The sequence below is a fragment of the Colwellia sp. TT2012 genome, from assembly GCF_001440345.1.
GTDB lineage: Bacteria > Pseudomonadota > Gammaproteobacteria > Enterobacterales > Alteromonadaceae > Colwellia.
The window spans coordinates 252,314-273,506 of record NZ_LJYX01000002.1 but is presented as its reverse complement, the minus strand read 5'-3'; the positions used below and the strand labels follow the sequence as shown (position 1 = coordinate 273,506).

Sequence of the window (21,193 nt, the reverse complement as noted above, 5' to 3'; positions counted from 1 at the left end):
AAGAGAAAAAAGCAGCTTTTTGTGCTGGTTTTAAAATAACCTATGAAGTTAACAAGTTAGCTCGAAATTATTCATAGCCCCAAGGGGTAATTGGCGTACTAATTGGCTTAGTTAAATCAAAATCCACTCTAAATTCTCGACCTTGGCGGGTGAGACGATAAGTAAATTTCTCTGGGTAGATATACATTTGCCAAGTATTACCAACTGATTGTGGTATGCCTTGCGCGACAAAAAGTTCCTTAGAATACTGATCTGCTGGGAAAGATTGCATTTCGGCCCAACCAGCATCGTTGGTATGACCACCATACATAGTTGATTTATCAAAGCTACCATCTTGTTTTCGATGATCATGCTTTAACGACAGACCTGAGCCGGTTTTAGTAATAATCCATGTCCGTGATGAATCATCGCCAACATGAAAAGGTATTTGTAGTTGACTGTCGGTACATTTGCGCACGTGCATGATTAATTTTTTATTAGCAAAACTGCCACCGGCAACATTATCAACCGTGACCTTACCTTCATAGGACTTACCACAATGTTTACTGATATGGTTAAAAAAATCATCTTGGCTCTTTATTGAAACCAATGGTGCTTCAGCCGCTATTAAGGTGGCAGCCAATGGCAACGATGCCATTGCCGCGATCATATATTTTTTTATTGTCATATTATTCCCTTTATTAAATTTACCCTTGCTGGAACTCTGCTATTGCAATTTACCCATCACTAGATATAAAAAAGCCAGCAATTATGCTGGCTTATGTTCAGGGTGAGTAATAGCTCGCCTTGCTATAAATAGCAAGGCGCGAGCAATATCCAGCTATTTTTGAATAGCACTGCCACCTTTTAAATAACGAAAGAATTCGCTATCAGGTTGGACCACCATGATATCATTTTTACTGCTAAAGCTTTTTTCATAAGCCTCAAGACTACGATAGAAGCTATAAAACTCTGGATCTTTTGTATAAGCATCGGCATAGACTTTAGCGGCTAGTGCATCACCTTCACCACGTACAGTAAATGAATATTTCTGTGCTTCAGCTAACATTATGGTTACTTTGGCATCAATAGTAGCGCGAATAATTTCTGCTTGCTCTTGACCTTGTGACCTATGTTCTGTCGCAACAGCATTTCGTTCAGCACGCATACGTTCATAGATAGAATTACTTATCTCTGTCGGTAAGTTAATGGCTTTAATACGTACATCAACGACTTCAATGCCTAAGTCTTCCCGGCTACTTGCCGCACTTTCAAGTGCCTTGCTCATAATAGCAGCACGATCACCAGAAACGATTTCTTTAATGGTGCGATTACCAAATTCAGTCCGTAAACCGTTATTAACTTTCTGCTTAAGTAATGCCCGAGCATTATCCAGAGAGCCACCAGTACGTAGGTAATAAGTAGAGAAATCAACGATGCGCCATTTAACAAATGAATCAACCATTAAATCTTTTTTCTCTGAGGTTACAAAACGATCCGCAGGTTCATCTAATGTTTGAATACGCGCATCTAATTTACGTACTGTCTCAACAAATGGAATCTTGAAGTGTAAACCCGGCTTATAGATCATCATTTCATCGGTAGCACTATCACGTTTAATCTTTGAAAATTGGAAGACGATGCCACGTTGGCCTTCGTAAATGACAAAAACTGACGATAAACCTAACACGACAAGTAACGCTAATATAGCAATGGAAAAATTTTTCATTGTTTAGTTTCTCCCATTGCTGAATCTATCAGAGCGGTTTGACGATGATAAAGGCGACGTATTCACACTAGACTGAGTCGCAGGTAGGTAATTAGTATTACCACTACGGTTACTCGTATTTTGTTGCTGAATAATTTTATCTAAAGGTAAGTACATCATATTATTACTACCCTCTACATCAATCATAACCTTACTGGTATTGCTATATACTTTTTCCATAGTAGCAATATATAAACGTTCACGTGTTACTCTAGGTGCCGCTTGATATTCTGGTAAGATTTTTTCGAAACGAGCGACCTCACCTTGTGCATCTAGTACTATTTGAGCTTTGTAGGCCATTGCTTCCTGCTCGATACGCTTAACACGACCACGTGCACGTGGTTCAATGCCTCTAGCATAAGCTTCAGCTTCCCGTAAGAAACGAACCTCATCTTCTTGGGCCGAGATAGCATCATCAAAAGCATCTTTCACTTCATTCGGTGGACGAGCATCTTTAAAGTTAACATCAACAATAATTAAACCTAGGTTATAAGGTTCAATTATTTTTTCTAACTCTTGCCATACCGATTGGCGAATATCTTCACGACCACTGGTTAAAATGTCATCCATGTCTGCATGACCAACAACATAACGAAGGGCACTATCAAGTGATTGATTTAAGCTGTCTTCGGCATTTGTCACACTGAAAATAAAGTTGCGGGCATCAACAACACGATATTGAATTTGCATTTCTACGCGAACAACATTTTCATCTTTAGTTAACATAAAGCCAGATGAAGGCATATCACGGGTACTTTGCATATCAACAGGAATAATGCGGTCAATAAAAGTCCACTTCCAGTTAATACCGGGTTCAACCGTACCTGTGTACTGACCAAAACGAAGTACAATACCTTTCTCTGCTTCTTTAATAGTATAAAAACCACTAAAGGCATAAACAATTGATGCTACGATTAAAAGAATACTTAGCCCTATGCGGGAAAAGTTCTTGCCAAAACCAGAGCCACCTTTAGTCGTTTTACCACCAAAAATGCCGGTAACTTTTTTACCAAGATCATTAAGAAGTTCATCTAAATCTGGTGGCCCTTGATTCTTGCCACCTTTATTTTTCCAGGGGTCTTTATCATTATTCCCCGGTTCGTTCCAAGCCATACTGTTCTCCACTAATAATCGGCGACAATAAACTTATCGCTCCTACAATTAAAATTATTTAAGCTAATGTACAATATAATCTACTAACTCACTGTACTTAGTCGCAATTAACCTTTGCCATTCCCGCGAAGGCATTTTAACTTCAAGGTGACAATAACCTTGCTCATCAAAAGTCTCACGGGTAATGCAATTTAACTTGTACAACTCACCACGTAATTTACCTGCACTTGGCGGGATATTCAGTTGGTGATTCACTACTTCTATATCCAATCGTTCCGCAAGTGCGGTAAATAATAGCTCAATGCCTATATTTGCTTGTGCCGACAGCCAAACACGAATAGGCACCCCTTGATCATCGCGATCAATTCGCGGTTCAATATCATCTAAGTTATCAATTTTATTACAGATAACCAACTGAGGCACTTCGTTTGCTTCTATCTCCTTAAGTACATATTCTACTTGTTCGATATTTTCGCTACGCCTGTCATCTGAAATATCAACCACATGCAATAATAATTCGGCTTCACGAGTTTCGGTCAGTGTTGCTTTAAAAGCCGCCACTAAATCGTGAGGTAAGTGGCGAATAAAACCTACCGTGTCGGCTAATATAACCCTACCAATACCTGGTAAATCCATTTTTCTTAACGTTGGATCTAAAGTAGAAAAAAGTTTATCCGCAGCATACACTTCAGATTGAGTTAAGGTATTAAACAAGGTTGATTTACCGGCATTGGTATAGCCCACTAGCGATAAAGTCGGTAACTCGGCTCTAGTTCTAGCTCTACGCCCTTGCTGTCTTTGTACTTCAACTTTGTCTAAACGTTTGCGAATATTAACCATACGTTCGCGCAGTAAACGTCTATCTGTTTCTAGCTGTGTTTCACCTGGGCCCCGAAGGCCGATACCACCTTTTTGTCTCTCTAAATGAGTCCAACCTCGAATCAAGCGACTACTCATATGACGTAATTGTGCTAATTCGACTTGTAACTTACCCTCATGTGTTCGGGCTCGTTGGGCAAAAATATCCAGAATTAAGGTAGTACGATCAACAACTCGACATTCACATAATGCTTCGATATTTTTTTCTTGAGACGGCGTTAAGCTATGATTAAACAAAATGACGTTAGCAGCCACTAAATGAACTGCGTCACGTATTTCTTCTGCTTTACCTGAGCCGACAAAAAAACGAGAGTCAGGTGTATTTCGTTTACCCGTTACAATGGTTAAGGCTTGAACTCCAGCAGAAGACACTAACATTTTAAATTCGTTTAGGTCTTCTTTACAGCTTTCATCTGGAAAGTCTATATGAACAAGTACGGCTTGCTCACCCGCTTGATAACGTTCAAACAATAGCGTTAAATCCTAGTACCATAATTAATCGTACTCAAAAAAACATCAAAAGCCTTAGGCATCTGAAGGTTGATCATCCGAACTAGGTATTGGCGCTGTATTAACAGCGCGCGAAGGTACAACGGTAGATATAGCGTGCTTATATACCATCTGACTAACAGTATTTTTAAGGAGAATAACAAACTGATCAAACGATTCTACTTGTCCTTGTAACTTAATACCGTTAACTAAATATATTGCAACTGGAATGCGATCACGACGTAATGCATTTAAGAATGGGTCTTGCAAAGACTGCCCTTTTGCCATTATATGGTCCCTTTATTATTATTAAAACGTTACTGGTAAACTTGAAAAACAGTAACAATATTTCTGAAAAATTTACTATGAAAACAGCACAACAAAACGTTGTATTAAATAGCTAACAAATTAATTATACATCAATTTTAAACTATTGCTGTATATTTACTTAGGCTTTATTTCTTGGTCTCAAGCAGTGATAAAACTTGTGTTAAGTTGCTGCTATCATCTGTTGTTAGCCAGTGTAAATCAGGCCAATTTCGTAACCAGGTTAATTGCCTTTTCGCTAATTGCCTGGTTGCACAAATACCACGAAAAATCATTTCATCATGGTCAATTTCACCCTCAAGGTATTGCCACATTTGCCGATAGCCAACACAGCGAATAGCCGGTAAATCTTGGTGTAAATCACCTCGTGATTTTAACCTAATTACTTCTTGTTCAAAACCCATAGCAATCATTTGTTGATAACGCCGGGCAATTCGTTCATGTAAGGTACTCCGCTCTTGGGGAGTGATGGCCAATTGTAGAACATTGCCGCTGAGCTTAGCACCTTTTTTTTGCGTCAATTGTGTCAAAGTGTTACCCGTAATCCTATACACTTCAAGCGCTCTAGTTAAGCGCTGCGGGTCATTTGGATGAATCCGTAAGGCTGACACAGGGTCTATTTCTGCTAGCTGATCATGCATTGCCTGCCAGCCTTTTGTCAAAGCCTCACTGGCAATCGCTTGGCGTATTTCAGCATTTGCCGTAGGTAACGGGGAAATACCTTCAATTAAGCTTTTGAAATACATCATAGTACCGCCAACCAACAATGGAATGCGGTTATTACTTCTGATCTCAGCAATTTCAGCGAAGGCATCACGACAAAAATCGGCGGCCGAATAGCTTTCGCTGGCATCACGTAAGTTAATAAGTCGATGTGGATACTGTGCTAATTCGGCTTTACTTGGCTTAGCTGTGCCTATATCCATATCTCGATAGATAAGCGCCGAGTCTACGCTGATGATATCGCAAGGTAACGCTTCTTGCAGTGCCATAGCCAAGGCGGTTTTCCCTGATGCTGTTGGTCCCATTAAACAAATAACAGGTGGCTGATTTGACGCTATGATATTTTCAACTGACACGAATACTGAACTCTATCTAAATTATCTAAAGGAACTAAAGTAACTGCTTAATATGAGATGTAAGGTCAAGGGGGATAGAATTCAAGAGCAATTGCTCACTAAGTTGTTCATTAAACAATTTTTTTGACAGTTTTAATAAAATTTCTGCTTGTGTTTCATCGTATTGCGCTAACACCATGGCAACACCAATACTATGATAAAAATCCTGTTCAGCAAGTTGCTTACCATTATTAACCTTTTGCTTTTGCCTAAGCTCATCAAGAATTACGATAAAAGCATGACTGACATCTTGCTCACGCAATAACGCGGGGAATTGCCTTATTTGTATTTTATTTTTAACTTGCTCAACAAAAATAACCCCCGCTTGCGCTAGTTTCTCTTGCTCTGCTACTGCCAGCTTTAATTGCTGCGCAGAAAGACTGACCATTACAGGCAATAGTAATGGTTGACTGACCAAGCCGGTAATAGCGCCTTCTTCTTGCTCACTATTTTTCTGCCAGCTTTGCGCAACAAGTTTACCATAAGTACTTTTAGCTAATTTAAACAGCGATAAAACTCTGACCTTACTCTCTACCTCATACAGTGCATAACCCGGTTGATGTATGCTTAGGAAGATGCTCTGATTTGAACAGCCTTGCTGAGTCGCTACTTCATGCTCGAGGGTAAAATATTTTTTTGAGTCAGCTGCAAGTGCGACTTCACTTGCAGCGTCAGTATGAGGTGTCATCAATGCTTGATAGTTAGCCACTGCCTCTGGAGAAATTTTCTGAGTCTGAGCTTGCTGGGCATTACCACGGTAGCCATAACTCGATTGACTGTTACTAACATCATTTACCTGCTGTAACGGTCTAACATAATCAGGCCGTGAGTAGTTTACTGTCGGCGAACTCGCATTCGTTGCCTGACTGACTTGTGCTGTATTATCCCCAACAGCGGCATAAGATTGCTCAGGGACTAGCGCTAAATCACTCTCAGGCGCAGTAAATAACTCTTCGCCTGCTAACGCTGACGTCAACGCTTTATGGCAAACAGAATAGATAAAATCATGAACATAGCGACTTTGATGAAAGCGGACTTCATGTTTTGCGGGATGAACATTGACATCCACTTCGCGGTGATCAAGTTGTAAAAACAAGACAAAAGCTGGGTAAGTGTCTGGCGGTAATAAATCTGCATACGCCTGGCGTATGGCATGATTAATTAACTTATCACGCATCATCCGGCCATTGACATAGCTATAACAAAGATCGTTTTGACTGCGTGAGAAACTTGGCTTTGCTAACCAGCCAGATAGCTTCATATTGTCATGAGGGCAATCGATTTCAACGGCATGTTGAATAAATTTTGGCCCACAGACCATAGCAACACGTTTAGTACATTGCGCTTGGGTACTTGCCAGATGATATTGGCGCACAGTTTTACCATTGTGCGTTAGCATGAAGCTGACCGAGAAGTTGGCGAGTGCGATACGACGTACCACTTCATCGATATGATTAAATTCAGTTTTTTCTGTCCGTAAAAACTTTCGCCTAGCGGGCGTATTAAAGAATAAGTCGAGTACTTCAATACTGGTACCGTCGGGGTGAGCCGCTGGCATTATCTGCACCGACATATCTCGCCCTTGGGCAACGGCTTGCCAAGCAGTTGCTTGAGTTTCAGGTTTTGACGTTAAGGTTAATCGTGCCACTGAACTAATACTGGCTAAGGCTTCACCACGAAAACCTAAGCTATCAATCGCTTCTAAGTCAGTTAAGTTTTTTATTTTACTGGTTGCATGACGACTTAACGCCAAGGTTAATTCTTCTTTTACTATGCCGTGACCATTATCAGTAATTTTTATTTTTTTGATGCCGCCTTTATCAACATCAATATGAATCGATGTGGCACCCGCATCTAAACTATTTTCGATCAGTTCTTTTATTACCGACGCAGGGCGTTCAACCACTTCACCGGCAGCAATTTGGTTAGCCAAACGTGCTGGTAATATTGCAATAGTCATAAGATTTATCCAGTACGGGGGATTTTTAATGTTTGACCAATTCGTATTGAATTAGACTTTAAATTATTAATGGCTTTGAGTTTACTCATAGTGATATTGTAACGTTTAGCCAATACCGATAGCGATTCGCCACTGCGAACTTTATGCTTTTTATAGCCAACCGAAGCAAAATAAGACCCGGTTAAAGGGTGCGCTAAAAAATGATTCTTGATACCTCGATGAATGGCTTTGGCTAAGCGTTGCTGGTGTTTAGACCAGGTTAAATTCTTTTCTTCATTATGATTAGAAATAAAACCGGTCTCGACCAAAATCGAGGGTATATCTGAAGACTTTAATACGCCAAAATTACCATTTTGTGGGGATTTCTTATGCATTTTGGTTATTTTTTTCAATTCTTTAATAACTTCATTGGCAACACCAAAGCTAACGCCAAGAGAATGCTCTTTGCTCATATCGGCTAAGGCTAGCGCTAAGTGACTATCCGAAGTGTTTTTTATCACACCACCACCACCACCAAGTAACTCGGACTTTTTCTCTCTATTTAATAACCATTTTGCCAGCTCAGACTCAGCCCTACGCTTAGTCACTACCCAGACCGAGGCACCACTTGGTCCTGGGGTGTGAAAGGCATCGGCATGAATTGAGACAAAAAAATCGACATTTTTTTCTCGAGCTAGACTAGTACGGCGATTTATATTGACGTAATAATCGCCACTGCGGATCATGACCGCTTTCATGCCTTTTTCTTTGTTAATGAGTATTTGTAATTTTTTAGCAATCGCTAAAGTCACTCGTTTTTCATAAGTGCCCTTACCACCGATTGAACCGGGATCTTCACCACCATGGCCAGCATCTATACCAATTATAATATCGCCAATAGTTTGTTTTGGCTTAGAAACATTCTTTTTACTACGGTTTTTATCATAAAGATCAATCACTAAGCGATTACCGTATTGCCCTGCAGGCGCTAAAGGAAAAACAGTGAGTTGATACGATTGCGCCAGCTCTAACACCAGGCGGGTTTTGCCTTTATTTATGCTGGAACGGAAAAGCTTTACCCTTGGATCATTAGCGGCAAGGTTTTTTAAGGCTACCGTGTTTTTGGTATTGCTAAAGTCGATAACCAAACGGTGTGGGTTAGTAAGAGTAAAGTACTTGTATTCCGGCTTTTGTCTAACATCAAAAACAATACGGGTATTTTCTGGTGCCGGCCAGACACGAATGCCATCAATGCTATTAGCGGCGAAGCTACTTACCGAAAATAGGCTCGATAATAAAAAAACACTTAGTAAACTAAATGCCCGTAACTTTATTATCGCCAGAAGAACTCTGTGATACATGCAATTAACCCCAACTGTTTTATAACTTTATAATATCTGCCAGTGCCGTCATCACTTGTTCGCCGTGAGTTGACTCTGCTTGCAGCTTGATGATTCTTTGTTCATCTTGATAAGCTATATTAATGATTATATCTGCTTTAGCCAATAGCCCTGTGCCTTTTTCTGGCCATTCAATAAAGCAGCAGCAATCATGATTAAAATAATCCCGAATGCCCATATATTCTAATTCTTCCGCATCAGCAAGACGATACAAGTCAAAATGGAATATTCGCCAGTTTGCCAGCTCATAAGGTTCAACTAAGGTGTAAGTCGGACTTTTTACATTGCCTTGATGGCCCATACCTCGGACAAAACCTCGAGTCAGGGTGGTTTTGCCTGCACCTAAATCACCATTAAGGTAAACCACTAAGGCTTGCTGAACGGCTGTACTTTTAAGTACTTGCGCCAGCCCTGCACCAATGGCAATGGTAGCTGCTTCATCGGGTAAAAAATATTCTAATTCTTTCATTTTGCTTTTCTATCTTTATTAAGGCTATTGCTGCGACAACTAGTGTGACGTTAATGACTGGGTATTTTACCATTGAGCAAGTGCTGCAAGGGGACAAATAAATCACTGGCTAACAATCCACGTTGACCATTCTTATTGGCTATAATATCAGCTGCCGCGCCATGAATATAGGCTGCCAAACATGTTGCCGAAAAAATATCATCACTTTGCAGCACTAACGCACTAATAATGCCACTTAATACATCACCCATGCCTCCTGATGCCATACCGGCATTACCTGAATTATTGATGACAATATGCTGTCCATCAGAAATTAATGACCCCGCACCTTTAAGTAAACAAACACCACCATATTGTTTGGCAATAGCACTGACAGCAGCAAAACGATCGGCTTCTATACTAGCAATGTCACAGTGTAACAAAGCCGCAGCCTCTTTCGGGTGTGGTGTTAATACCCAATGATGATAATATTGTTTCATCTTGCTTAACCTAGTATTGCTTAACTTAGTCTTGCTTAGCCATATTAAAGCATCGGCATCGAGGATGATGTTTTTCTTAGTTGCCTGACTCGTTTCACAGAGTAATTTAAATAGTTGCTCTGCCTCATTATCATGTCCTAGACCTGGACCAATAAGATAAGTTTTCGCCTGATGCAGTGGCGCTGAATTGTCCAATAACTCTGCGGTTGTTGGCGCTAACATCAATTCAGGTCGGCCGTGCATGATAATTGCTTGATTACGTTCGTGACAACTGACGGCAACTAAACCCGCGCCACAACGTAAAGCGGCTTCACTGGCAAGGCGAATTGCCCCTGGCATTCCCAGACCTCCGCCTACGGCTAATAATAAGCCACTTATACCTTTATGGCTGGCAGGCAAGCGCTTGGCTAAGTTCAAGGGCTGTTTATATTGACTGTAATAATGATTAGTTTTCACCCGCCTAGTAAAGGCGTTATGCAATGCAAGAGGAGCTAGTAGTAACGTACCGACAAAATTTGCTGCTTTTCCGGTTAACAAGCCTTGCTTATAAACGATAAATGTTAAGGTAACATCCGCAATAATGGCTTGAATATCTCGGTTTTCCCCATGCACTTGCCCTGTGGTGGCACAAAGTCCTGAAGGTAGATCAATACTAATGACCTTGGCGGTATGATGATTAATACTCAATACCAGCCGTTGCAAACTAGGTTTAAGCTGACCGGTAAAACCGATACCAAATAACGCATCAACGATGACCTCACCGGTAAAGCTATCGATGCAAGCTAAGCTCTTAGCGTTATTACTTCCCGCCACCTTATCAATAAGTAGCGCGGCACCTGCAGCAATCATTGCTTGATAAGCTAGCAGAGCATCCGCTTTTAATTGACTAACAGCACAGCTAAGTAAAACACTGACCTTTATATTTTTTTTGTGGGCTAATTGCGCAACAATAAAACCATCACCACCATTATTGCCTTTACCACACAGTACTAGTATATGCTCGGCTTTCGGCCAGTTTTTCAATAGCTGGGTAAAAACGGCTACACCGGCACTGTACATAAGATCATAGCTTGCTATGTCTTGACTTCGCGCAACCTCGACTTCGTTTATTAATACTTGCTCAGCACTATACACTGACGTTATGGGCGGCTTTTGTGATAAACTTAACAGTAATTTCATGGTGATAATCTTAACCTTAATCAATGGTTCAACAATCGAGCTCAAGCTGACTTTATTTGTATGACAATGTCTCTTATTAACTATCAAGAATTAGCAGAAAAAATCAAGGGCTGGGGTAAAGAACTAGGTTTTTCTGATTTAGGCATCAGTGATATTGATCTAACAGCTCATGAAAGTGTACTAGAGCGTTGGTTGGCTAATAACTACCACGGCAATATGGATTATATGGCCCGCCATGGTTTAATGCGTGCTCGACCGGCGGAACTAGTGCCCGGTACCATTAGAGTCATCAGTGTACGCTTAGATTATCTGCCACAAAATGCTAAGTTTGCTAGCGTACTCAAAGATAAGAACAAGGCCTATATTAGCCGCTATGCCCTTGGCCGCGATTATCATAAATTAATGCGCAAACGCTTGCAGCAATTAGGCAAAAAAATAGCCGAGCACTGCCGCGACTTTAATTGCCGCCCCTTCGTTGATTCTGCGCCAGTAATGGAAAGGCCTTTAGCCGAAAAGGCCGGATTAGGTTGGGCTGGTAAACATACCCTATTAATCAATAAAGAAGCGGGGTCTTGGTTTTTTCTGGGTGAATTGTTTGTTGATATCCCGTTACCCGTTAGCCGTAATGAATATAGTGCTGCCGCCATTAAAGCCATTGAAACACAAACTAAGGTTAATGACTGCGGCAGCTGTGTCGCCTGCATTAAAATTTGCCCAACTAAAGCCATAGTAGCGCCCTATACGGTTGATGCACGGCGCTGTATTTCTTATTTCACCATTGAATCACCCGACGCCATCCCTGAAGAGTTGCGGCCATTAATGGGTAATCGTATTTATGGTTGTGATGATTGCCAATTAATTTGCCCATGGAATAAATACGCGAAACTCAGCCTTGTTGATGATTTTCAGGCGAGAAATAATCTCGATGATATCAGTTTGCTGGAGTTATTCGCTTGGACAGAAGAGTACTTTCTTAACACATTACAAGGCTCGCCTATTAGGCGCATTGGTTTTCAAAGCTGGTTACGTAATATAGCCGTGGCCTTAGGCAATGCCCCCTATAGTGATAATGTTGTTAGCGCATTAACCGAGAAATTACCTGAGGCAAGTGAACTTGTTGCTGATCATATTAACTGGGCGCTAGCACAGCAGAGCACTAAAAAATTACTCTCTGAGAAAGTTGCAGCAGAACAAGGGAAAAATCATAGGTTAACCTTGCGCTTGATCCGCTCTGTCGAGAAAGGCCTAACTAGAGATGCTTAGAGCTACCGTTTAAAGGCATTAGCTCCTTAGGTTTACAAGGCTATCAGCTATTTAGTCACCTTAACTAAGATTAACTAACCTTGCTGTTATTTAACATCTCGATATCCGCTCTGGCTTCATCTAATGCATGTTGCACAGTCAAAAACTTTTTAATGGCATTATTCTTCTCCGCCGTTACTTTCTGCTCACGTGCTCTACTCTCAGCCAATTGCTGTTGAGTTTTTGTCAACGTAGCCATCAAATTAGTAATATCATTGCTTTTAGCATATTTTTGCTCGTCTCTCGCATTGACGAAATCATCATCGGCCGAATTTAATAGCTGCTTAGATTTAAAGCTTAAATAATTAACACCAAGGCGAACAATAAAAATCAAACCGGTAAGCAGAAACACGACAATATATTGATTATCGTCAATAGAAGACAAAGCGGCGGCCACTTTAGTAAAAAAGTCGCCCTGAACATTGATAAAATGCGTAAATAACTGATTATGCCAAGCAAGCCAAGTAATCATATAGATGACGATAAAGCTAGGAGCAGGGTGTTGGCTCTCAGTAAAGCTGAGCATTGATTTGAGGGTTTTCTTATTAATCACAAAAAGTCCTTATTTAAATTTGATTATATCTTCAACTTACCAGGCTAATACCGTAAAGACATGCTAAACAAGCTATCAGGTACTCTCAGGCTTAGCCTCTCTACTTTCTCGTCTTTTTTGACATAGCTCAGCAACGTGGTGTTTATCTTGCTTGGAATAACTACTCCAAGCCACTATTTCATCAATGTGCCGAAAACAACCCAAACAAATATCTTCACCATCTAAGCAGCAATTTCTAATACATGGGCTGTCAGTTAACATTATTTTCTTATTATTATTCACATTAGTCCTTTTGATTTGATGACTTTATGATAAAAACACTACTAGTATTAAACTAAGCGATGGCCTCTGCATCTTGACTGATCGCTTGCACCGCTTGTTTAGTTTTACTTAATAGATTGATTTGTCTTTGCGCACTGTTATCTAATGCTTGATTACTTAGCAAGGTCTGCCAACGCTGACATAGTTGCAATAAATATTCTGCCGCAAGTATTTTACCGTTAACCCCTAAGGCTTGAATAGCTAGTGCAACGTTTTTATCATCGTTCATGGTAAATGCTTGACTTAATTTCGCCACTAATTCGCTATTTTCCGCGGTATATTCCTCTAGCATATAAAGCGCTATCTCCGCCGTTCCTTGATGTTGCACATAACGGTCAAAATTAAAACTGGGCGAATCCGCCATAGTCGCTGACAAAACACTTTCAGCTTGCTGCTCGCTAAAAGCAAAGCTTTTAACCGGCATTACTTGGGCTTGATTGTTGGTACTGCATGTATCACTTATCTGCTCTTTGATCCAAGGCTGCATGGCGATAATTAATGCATCGATACTACTATTGGCAGTTAACTCGCCAACAAGCCAATGAGCATAAGCCTCAGTTTTATTAGCTAAAACAACTGAGCTGTTCAAGCTAAAAACGCCTCTAACTAAGGCAAGGGTTCCCGAGGCCTTGTCACCTTCGTCCACCATAAAACGGGTAAAAGCCTGGCAGTTAATGTCTGTCAGCAACACAGCAAAACGACCACTTTGCCAATTTTTTTGTAACATCAACTCGCAGCTGACAAAAGTCGTTTGTAAACCCATAGCTTGCAACAATAGTTGCAAACGTTGATATTTATTAGGACTTTTTACCGCCAGCAACACCTCTATAGGCATAGCGATATATTTAGCAGCTAAGGCTATACAAGCTTTTTCAATACCTGCTACATTCCTGGGTAATGGCAACATCGGATGACTTTCTTGTTGTTTACTTTTCGTAACCGCTAACGGAAGAGTAAAGCTGAACTGATAATCTTGTTCAGTTAAATTTGCACTGACATTATGGCCATGCTGGTAGCGCAATAAGCTATTAAAATACTCGCCAATTTCACTTTGCTCGGCGCTTTCATCATTAAAGCTTTGCAGTGCTGGCGGCAGTTGCCTAATCACACCAGCAGCTTTGACATGACCGGTAAAACATATTTCCTGTTGGCCATTATTTTTATCGACTAAGCGCAAGTCTAGCGCTAATTCTCTCTCTGTTTGCTGGGAAAATAACAGGCGAATGAAAATGTGAAACATCTCTGAAAAGAGTTCTGCATCTAGGTTTACTTCAGCAAGAATTTTTTTATCTAGGTTTAGTCGTAAGGTGTTTTTATCAAGTAATAACTTATTCTCTAGATTAAATAAAACAGCCTGAATTAGAGCAACAAGATTGACATCACTCAAGGTCAGTACCGCGTCACTACTTTGCCAGTAACGATAACAACTAGCTTGTCTTAACTTTCGAACTAGGTCTCGCCCTTGCAGGTGAGCATGATATAAATAATTTTCTTCCGCACTAGACTCATGTTCACTGCTAGTGTGAATGGTGGCGTTGATGGCGCTACTGCCTAATAGTACTAATTGCTTTATAACGCTTGAGTACAGAATTTTACCACGTTGTTGTTCAAGCAATATTTGTGTTTGATAATCTTGCGAAGCCTTAACCTTATTCAGCGATAATTCGAGCTTTAATTGCTTTTGGGTAGCCTTATTATTAACAATTATTTCTTCAAGTTGCTGATTTTTATCACTCAGCACTAAATACTCTATCTCGCTATAATTACTAGCATTTATTTGTTGTATTTTCTTTATCAGTTGCTCAGTTTCCTCAGTAGCAAAGTGATATTTATTAAACGCCATAGCGTTGCTGCTATCATTTATTGGCAACTGCGCACCATCTAAGGCGCGGTCAATACAGTTGACACTGTATTGACTAACCAGTTTAATTTTTATTCGAACTAAACACAACAAGACAAAAATGCTCGCTAAGCTAGCAACAAATACGAATAATTGCCATATTGGTAATTGCTTGTTCGTGATAACGTCTATATCTGCGCTTACATTATGATTAATTACTGGGGTAGTGCCTTGTAAGACGCTAGCAAGAATACTGTGCAATTGCTGCTGCTGGGAGACGAGTTGTTGCTGATAATCAGCCATTAAACGTAAAGAGCCTTGCCACTTTACCAACAAACCCGCGGTTAAAATCAGGTCTTCAAAACGAATAAGATCTCGAACAATATCGGCCAGACTCTGCCTCCCACCTAGATTATTCGCTATTTGTTTGGCATAATCGGTAACAAAAATCTCATCTATTTTCTCGCGTAACTGCTCGAATACCCCAAGCGAAGTTTGTAAATCCAAGGGCATTAGCATAGTAACTATGCTGGTTAATTGCTTTTCTACTTTCGATAATAATTGTACTTGATTCGAGTCAAGGTCTTGATTAGTTAATTGAATTGCTAGGGCATCAAGTAAGGAATCAAGCTGAATTAAAGATTTATCTTTTAAGCGTGCATTGCTTGGCTGGCTAGCTTCAATGCGGGTTATCAGCTTCATGGCAACATTATTATTAGAAAACCATTGTTGGTAAGTATTTTTATACTGAGATTGTAGTAAGGACAACTTTTTACTTTGCCAAGAAAGCTCTTGTTGCCAGGGCATTAATTTATCTGCATTAGCGTTTGGCAATAATTCATCAATAAGCTTATTCGCGTTGCTCAGGTAGGTTAGTTGTAAAAACTGATTCTGTAATGGTAGTAGCTGTTCCGTAATTAACGCTTGGGAGTGTTTAGCTTGTTGAGATGTAAACCATAGCACAGAAGATAATGCGGCCACAACAAGCAAGAATATGGCCAAAAAATATACGGTGAAATATTGATAAAATGACTTATTAGCTATTTTACTATCTTGCTCAAGTACTTGCTCAAGTACTTGCTTACCAGGCAAGTTGTTAGTATTTTTATCCATTTTATTGGTAGTCATTATTCATCAAGATAGTTCATCAACATAGTTCAGCTCCCTTGAACGATATTTTATACCATATAGCCTTGCAAGACATTAAGCTTTACCACTATTTGTTAGGTCTTTTTTTAGCGCTTTTTTTACTAACCCATGCCCATTCCATTTGACACTCTATCGGGGTTTGTCCGGATTCATCCTTAATGGTTACAGGCACTATGACACTACCTTTATCCTCACGTTCAATGAGTTCAATCTGCTCATCGGTTAATTGCGCCATAGCCGTTAAACTACCTTGCATACGTCGTTGATAGTTTACTTGCATTGACTTTAATAACGGTAACTTTGAGTTAGGTACATTCATACCAAAAACAATACCCGTTGCTGACTCTGCTAACACCGCGGCAGCGATTGCATGTATGCCACCAATATGATTTTGCACATTTTTTTTATTAGCTAAAGACAACTGTGTTTTATGCTTAGTGATCTCAATAATCTTAATACCACTGGTCCCAGCAAATTTAACTTTGCTGGTGAATAACTTTGTTAAAAGAAATGAACGCATAAAGCTAGGGGCTGAGTTGATTTTTGATACTATATTATGAAACTGGTTAGCCATAAGTAGAGTCTTTCATGAATTAATTAATATTGGCATTGTTATCCATACTGGTCAGACCTGCAAGCAAATTATTATATTCACCTGCTAGCTATGATCCACAAGCTCAAAATAAAAATAAAATTAACCGTGGCAGCAAGAGTTAAACTACTGGTCTAATAAACCCTGCAGTTGCTTAAGGTAAAACTCGGAAAACACCTGAATGCCATGCTGGCGCAGTAGCTTGGTAGTAATACCTTCGCCAACAATCTTTTGCTGACTAAAGGAACCATCATAAATGGTATTGCTACCACAAGATGGACTCGATTCTTTTAGTAAGGCAAAACGAATATTATGCTGCATGCATAAACTTAAGGCCTGCTGAGCTCCTTGCGCAAATTGTTGGCTGACATCAACTGAATCAATGGTAATCACTTGCAGTGTTTTTGGGTTTATTTCTGCTGGCGGCCTTGGCACCGGTAAACCCGATATGACCTCAGGGCATACGGAAATTAACCGGCCTTGAGATTGCCATTGGCTTAACAATTTACTTGCTAAAGCTTTTACTTCGCCGTTATAGCGTACTCTTTCACCTAGAAAACAGGCACTGATCAAAATCTTATCAAAGCATTGTTTGTTGCTGGCCATTACTTTACTCATGCCGAATACAGCTTAGCTAAATATTCGGTATTTTTTCTACCTTGCCATGAAAACAACTTAATACTCTGCGGCCTTGTTAAAGGGAACATAATGAAGCACTCTATTATCTGATCGTATATAGCTAATTATACGATGAAAGTTTGCTGTTAATCAGAGAGTTTGATAAAGAAAATCAACGACAAGTTAGTCTAATTTTCATATAATCAAGACAGAATTTTATCTTTGTAACTCAAGTATCATGCTGGCATTTTACCTTGGTTACAAATACCTTTGAACCAAAGAGAGCGAAACTATGAATAAACTTATGCTTGCTGTGGCAACAGCAACGGTTATGATGGCATCTCCTGTATTTGCTGGCGACGCAGCAGCGGGTAAAGCAAAATCAATGATGTGCGCGGCTTGTCACGGACCTGCCGGTATTTCTGCGGTAGCAACTTATCCTAACTTAGCCGGTCAAAAAGAAGCTTACCTTGTTAAGCAACTTACCGATTTCAAATCAGGTAAACGTAACGACCCAACCATGAAAGGTATGGTTATGGCGCTTACTCCTACTGATATAGAGAACTTAGCGGCTTACTACGCTAACATGAAATAAGCTTTCGCTTTTTTCTACCGGAATAAAAAGCAGTTCGGTAAAAAGCCCTGTTTAACTTAGTTAAACAGGGCTTTTTTGTCTGTGCTTTTTATTAAAATTAAACATTTCCTGCTAACTTATTTTACCAATGCCTTGGATCAGCCTATTTTTGGTCCGTATATTACAAACATAAAGAAACTGTCTAATGGCGGTTTTATGTCTAAAGCTTCATTGATAATTACATCAATATTAAGCTTTACGACGAGCTGTGCCACCAGTAAAACGTGGCACACCCTACCACCAAAAGCGTCGACTATCGCAGTCGCTTAAATTACAAGTTAAAATAGTTATAATTTTGCTAATATTTTTGCTTTTTTCTGGGTTTGCTCATCTGTTTCTGGCAATGTTTTACTTAATAAATCTTTCGCTTCATTTGCTCGACTATTGGCAATAAGTGCTTCAATGTAATTAAGTTGAATATCAATGTCTTGCCCTTTAGTTAAATCAAAGGCTTTACTGGCATATTTTAACGCCGCTATTTTATCACCCGATTTAAGCAGTACTTTACCGTAGGTATCAGCAACATTTGGAATATGAGGCGCTAGCGCAAAAGCCGATTTAGCATGCATTAAAGCTTTAGCTAATTTGCCCTGCTCTAGATATAGCCAAGCCAAATTATTGTGGGCTATAACATTGTTAGGTTGTTTTTTAACAACGTCAGCATAAACCGCAATGGCTTTATTAGTATCACTTTCAAGATAGATACCCGCCAGCATAGTTTTAATGCGATTTTCATTCGGCTCAACGGTTAAATGATACTCTAATACTTTGGCGGCTTTAGGCTCGTCTTTATTGCCCATATAAGCACCCGCTAAATACACAGCATTTTGACTACTCGGGAAAACTTGATAGAGCTTAGTTAATTTTACTATTGCTTGGTCATACTTCTCTTCTAGCAGTAGAATGCGACCAAGAAAACCTTGTTTTAAAGCATCATTGATAGCGCTAACTGCTAATATTTTATAGAGCGTTTTAGCCGGCATAATTTTTTTGCTATTAAGCAGTAACTGCATCCTCACCAGTTGTAGTACCAAATGATCTTGATGGTAATCTAAGCCCCGTTTAATTACCTGCAAGGCCCGCTCATTATTACCACGGTTAGCATGTAAATCGGCTAATAACACTACCGGCTCTATATGGTATGGACTGGCTTTTAACCAACGCTCTAAAGCCGATTGAACTTTATTAACCTCATGCTGTTTTCTATGATTAAATACCACTAATTGCCAATAGCGCTTTGGTAATTTTGGCGTATCAGCTAAGTTAGTCAGTAAATTTTCGGCTTGCTTATATTGCGCTAAAGTCACCATAGCTTCAGCCACTAATAGCGCTTTTTTAATATCGCTGTTATCCGCTTGATAGGCCAATTGTAATTTCTCTAAGGCCATCTCATTACGGTAGATACCAAAATAATGACGCAATACTTTATTGTTACTTGGCGCCAATGTCATTAAATAATCAACACGCTGTTTACTCAATGACTCATTTTTTTGTTGACGCGCTAACCTCAGTTGCTCAGTGAGGGCAAAAATATTGTCAGGCGTTAAAGTTAAGCTTTGTTTTAACGATTGTTCTGCTTGCTGATATTTTTTTTCTTTTATGGCAATACTTGCCATTAAGTTATAACCGCCCGACTTTTTAGGATATTTTTCCTGCCATTTTATCGCTATCTCTCGCGCTTGCTTAATATCATTATTATATAGCGCAGCATAAGCTAACGCTAACTCAGCCTCAATAAAGCTTGGGTCTAGTTTAACCGCATCTTGCAAGTTTTGGATGCCTGATGGATCATTCATCATTAACTTTAAAATACCCATCCTAGCGTTATCAGCTGCAGTAGTAGCAGTAGCTTCATGCTGGGCGAGTAATTTTTTTGCTTCACTCGTTGCACCTAACTCTAGTAGCTTATAACTTAAGGAAGAGAGAAATTGAGCATCACCCGCTTGGTTTACTGAAAAGTCACCTACAGTGGCACTTATCTCGTCCACTAAGCCTAGCTCTAACTGGGTAACAGCCAACATGCGCCTAGCTTGGTGCTCTTTAGGTAAGTATTTAACCACCATGGTCAAATGATGATGACTCTGTTGCCAGTTTTTTAGATAAAAGGCACTCGCCCCCGCGACTAACCTTAAGTTAAATTGATTAAAATTAGCCGATAAGGCCCTTTCCGCATGTTCACTGGCTTTAGCAAAATCTTTGCTATTAAAAGCAACCATGGCTTTAATATAATGGGCAAAAGGCTGGCTATCAATTTGGGCTAATATAGCATCGGCATACTTTTCAGCGTCTTTATCTTGACCCGACTTAAGCAACGCATCGGCTAATAGTAATTGCACAATGCCAGAACGTGGTTGTAAATTTAAGAATTCTTTAAAACTTACCGCCGCTTGTTGATAGTCTTTAGTCACCATGGACACTTGCCCTTGCAACATAAGCGCATCAACTTGCTGGGCATCTATGATTAATATCCGTGAAATTAAGGTTTTCACTGCATCATTGTTGTTCTGAGACAGCTCTAAATAAGCCAAAGCCAACATACTATATAAACTTTGTTGGGCAATGGACTGCGCTAAAGTGGCACTCTCTGTTGCCTGTTCAGCTTGCTCACTACGCAATGCCGCCAGTGTTTTATAAGCTAAGTAATGGCTGTGTTCTTCATTAGCCAACTTTGCTGCCTCATCACTTAACGCTAAGACATCGGCATCACTGTCCGTTAATATATAAGCGCGGGCAAGTAATGGCAGCACTTTATTAGCGGCATAATTAAACTGTTGCGCTCTTTCAAGTTCTTTTACTGCGGCAAGGCCATCACCTAAATTCAAATAAATTTTACCTAAGACAAATCGCGCTTCCGCATTTTTACCATCCGCACGAATAGCATTTTTTAATTCAATAATACTTTCATTTATTTGCTTGTTACTGAGATAACTTTTAGCATTTTCTAGGTATGATTCAACTGAGACTTGCTCACTACAGGCGCTGAGTGCCAGGGTGATACTTAAACAGAGGGAGGCTTTTACAAATTTCATGTCGAGAGTCCTTTTG

At 39.9% G+C, this 21,193-nt stretch carries 18 protein-coding genes; 2 read left to right on the top strand and 16 right to left on the bottom strand.

The window, feature by feature from the left end; genetic code table 11:
* Window positions 1-67: 67 nt before the first annotated feature.
* From ASU03_RS01265 to ASU03_RS01220, 10 genes are all read right to left on the bottom strand, one after another.
* On the bottom strand, window positions 68-649 hold the full coding sequence (locus tag ASU03_RS01265; protein WP_442855120.1) for a hypothetical protein: 582 nt from the start codon (window positions 647-649) through the stop codon (window positions 68-70).
* A gap of 171 nt (window positions 650-820) precedes the next feature.
* A complete protein-coding gene (hflC, locus tag ASU03_RS01260) occupies window positions 821-1,708 on the bottom strand; it encodes a protease modulator HflC (protein WP_057830082.1) in 888 nt (295 codons plus the stop codon).
* Window positions 1,709-1,711: 3 nt separating this feature from the next.
* The gene (gene hflK / locus ASU03_RS01255) at window positions 1,712-2,860 is read right to left on the bottom strand and encodes an FtsH protease activity modulator HflK (protein WP_057830081.1); all 1,149 of its coding nucleotides are present in this window, start codon (window positions 2,858-2,860) and stop codon (window positions 1,712-1,714) included.
* Between the two features lie 63 nt (window positions 2,861-2,923).
* A complete protein-coding gene (gene hflX, locus ASU03_RS01250; protein WP_057830080.1) occupies window positions 2,924-4,210 on the bottom strand; it encodes a ribosome rescue GTPase HflX in 1,287 nt (428 codons plus the stop codon).
* A gap of 54 nt (window positions 4,211-4,264) precedes the next feature.
* Window positions 4,265-4,516: an RNA chaperone Hfq gene (gene hfq, locus ASU03_RS01245; RefSeq protein WP_057179399.1), complete on the bottom strand. Its 252-nt coding sequence runs from the start codon at window positions 4,514-4,516 to the stop codon at window positions 4,265-4,267.
* A 167-nt stretch (window positions 4,517-4,683) separates the two neighbouring features.
* The gene (gene miaA, locus ASU03_RS01240) at window positions 4,684-5,583 is read right to left on the bottom strand and encodes a tRNA (adenosine(37)-N6)-dimethylallyltransferase MiaA (RefSeq protein WP_057830114.1); all 900 of its coding nucleotides are present in this window, start codon (window positions 5,581-5,583) and stop codon (window positions 4,684-4,686) included.
* Between the two features lie 85 nt (window positions 5,584-5,668).
* On the bottom strand, window positions 5,669-7,633 hold the full coding sequence (gene mutL / locus ASU03_RS01235) for a DNA mismatch repair endonuclease MutL (RefSeq protein ID WP_057830079.1): 1,965 nt from the start codon (window positions 7,631-7,633) through the stop codon (window positions 5,669-5,671).
* A gap of 5 nt (window positions 7,634-7,638) precedes the next feature.
* On the bottom strand, window positions 7,639-8,973 hold the full coding sequence (locus ASU03_RS01230; RefSeq protein ID WP_057830078.1) for an N-acetylmuramoyl-L-alanine amidase: 1,335 nt from the start codon (window positions 8,971-8,973) through the stop codon (window positions 7,639-7,641).
* A 19-nt stretch (window positions 8,974-8,992) separates the two neighbouring features.
* Complete coding sequence (tsaE, locus tag ASU03_RS01225) at window positions 8,993-9,481, bottom strand: tRNA (adenosine(37)-N6)-threonylcarbamoyltransferase complex ATPase subunit type 1 TsaE (RefSeq protein ID WP_057830077.1); 489 nt, start codon at window positions 9,479-9,481, stop codon at window positions 8,993-8,995.
* A gap of 50 nt (window positions 9,482-9,531) precedes the next feature.
* Window positions 9,532-11,139, bottom strand: coding sequence for a bifunctional ADP-dependent NAD(P)H-hydrate dehydratase/NAD(P)H-hydrate epimerase (locus tag ASU03_RS01220; protein WP_057830076.1), 1,608 nt, complete (start codon window positions 11,137-11,139; stop codon window positions 9,532-9,534).
* A gap of 60 nt (window positions 11,140-11,199) precedes the next feature.
* Here ASU03_RS01220 and queG point away from each other — a divergent pair, with 60 nt between their 5' ends.
* Window positions 11,200-12,402: a tRNA epoxyqueuosine(34) reductase QueG gene (gene queG / locus ASU03_RS01215; protein WP_057830075.1), complete on the top strand. Its 1,203-nt coding sequence runs from the start codon at window positions 11,200-11,202 to the stop codon at window positions 12,400-12,402.
* 70 nt (window positions 12,403-12,472) lie between these two features.
* On the opposite strand, the gene ASU03_RS01210 is transcribed toward queG, so the two are convergent.
* From ASU03_RS01210 to ASU03_RS01190, 5 genes are all read right to left on the bottom strand, one after another.
* Window positions 12,473-12,994: a hypothetical protein gene (locus tag ASU03_RS01210; protein ID WP_231731460.1), complete on the bottom strand. Its 522-nt coding sequence runs from the start codon at window positions 12,992-12,994 to the stop codon at window positions 12,473-12,475.
* Window positions 12,995-13,069: 75 nt separating this feature from the next.
* Window positions 13,070-13,255: a DUF1289 domain-containing protein gene (locus tag ASU03_RS01205; RefSeq protein WP_057830074.1), complete on the bottom strand. Its 186-nt coding sequence runs from the start codon at window positions 13,253-13,255 to the stop codon at window positions 13,070-13,072.
* A gap of 73 nt (window positions 13,256-13,328) precedes the next feature.
* On the bottom strand, window positions 13,329-16,283 hold the full coding sequence (locus ASU03_RS01200) for a hypothetical protein (RefSeq protein WP_057830073.1): 2,955 nt from the start codon (window positions 16,281-16,283) through the stop codon (window positions 13,329-13,331).
* An 88-nt stretch (window positions 16,284-16,371) separates the two neighbouring features.
* Window positions 16,372-16,878: a DUF4442 domain-containing protein gene (locus ASU03_RS01195; protein ID WP_057830072.1), complete on the bottom strand. Its 507-nt coding sequence runs from the start codon at window positions 16,876-16,878 to the stop codon at window positions 16,372-16,374.
* Window positions 16,879-17,022: 144 nt separating this feature from the next.
* Complete coding sequence (locus tag ASU03_RS01190) at window positions 17,023-17,514, bottom strand: DUF523 domain-containing protein (RefSeq protein ID WP_231731459.1); 492 nt, start codon at window positions 17,512-17,514, stop codon at window positions 17,023-17,025.
* Window positions 17,515-17,806: 292 nt separating this feature from the next.
* On the opposite strand from ASU03_RS01190, the gene ASU03_RS01185 reads away from it, so the two are divergent.
* Window positions 17,807-18,109, top strand: coding sequence for a c-type cytochrome (locus ASU03_RS01185; RefSeq protein WP_057830071.1), 303 nt, complete (start codon window positions 17,807-17,809; stop codon window positions 18,107-18,109).
* Between the two features lie 326 nt (window positions 18,110-18,435).
* Here the strand turns inward: ASU03_RS01185 and prsT are convergent, their stop codons facing one another.
* Window positions 18,436-21,177 carry an XrtA/PEP-CTERM system TPR-repeat protein PrsT gene (gene prsT, locus ASU03_RS01180; RefSeq protein ID WP_057830070.1) on the bottom strand — a complete coding sequence of 914 codons (2,742 nt, stop codon included), beginning with the start codon at window positions 21,175-21,177 and terminating at the stop codon, window positions 18,436-18,438.
* Window positions 21,178-21,193: the final 16 nt, after the last annotated feature.